Annotated in this window: 1 protein-coding gene; it reads left to right on the top strand. The window is 42.2% G+C overall.

Features of this window, described 5'->3' with window-relative positions; all coding sequences use genetic code 11:
- A partial coding sequence (locus INT22_RS01905; protein WP_226912335.1) for a hypothetical protein occupies window positions 1–333 on the top strand: 333 nt, incomplete at its 5' end.
- Window positions 334–793: the final 460 nt, after the last annotated feature.

Here is a 793-nt window from a genome sequence, read left to right as displayed (position 1 = left end):
CGGCGCCAGCTTCACGGATTCAGGAATTCTACTGAGAATGGGGGAGTGGATATTGCCAATAGGATGGTGGTGTTATTTTCTTGGTTTGGTTTAGAACTCCAGCTCAGCGCTATAGCTGCTAATAAATACAATGAGTCTTCCATGGTGAGAAATGTAATCCTTCATCGCTATGGGTATCTGAGTTCCAAGGATGTTGAAAATTTCCCAGAGCTCAATGAATGGGTTGGCGAAGTTCTGCCCATCACAACTGAGCGGCTGAATAGCTATTACAATGCTGTAGTTGCAATGCACATAGCGATTGCAAAATCCGTCTGGGAAAGTCAATACAATTAGGAGTGGTAAGTGTTGAGCCATTGTTGACGTATTATTTGCGCAGCCTGATTTTAAAAAAAGCGGGCGATTTCCGTAAGTTTCACAATAAAATACGCAGCGGGGTGTTCATAAATGCTTAAGAGCGGTTTTAACTATTAGCAGGCCTTTCTGTTGATAGCCGCCGACCGCAATCGGGTGTGGGCTGCAAAGAAATTAGTTGCATTTATATATAAGGCTTTAATATAGCCGCGTTTTTATGTTGTCCGCTTGTGGCCGTAAGCAGCCCATATATGCTACAAACAGAATTAGCAGTGATTGATATTATCCAATGATAAGCTTTTCTTTTAGCGGGTTGCGCCTAGGGGCACTGGTATACGCAAAGGTATATTTTTCGAGTTTGCATATAAAATCTTTTAGACTTATATGTTTGCTTATAGTTCTAGACTTGCCAGGAGTCCAACCCTACCCCAAAAAACGCTCA

Origin of the sequence: Halomonas sp. 3D7M, from assembly GCF_014897885.1 — a bacterium.
GTDB lineage: Bacteria > Pseudomonadota > Gammaproteobacteria > Pseudomonadales > Halomonadaceae > Vreelandella.
The sequence above is the reverse complement of the archived record's forward strand: the minus strand, read 5'-3'. Positions and strand labels throughout refer to the sequence as shown.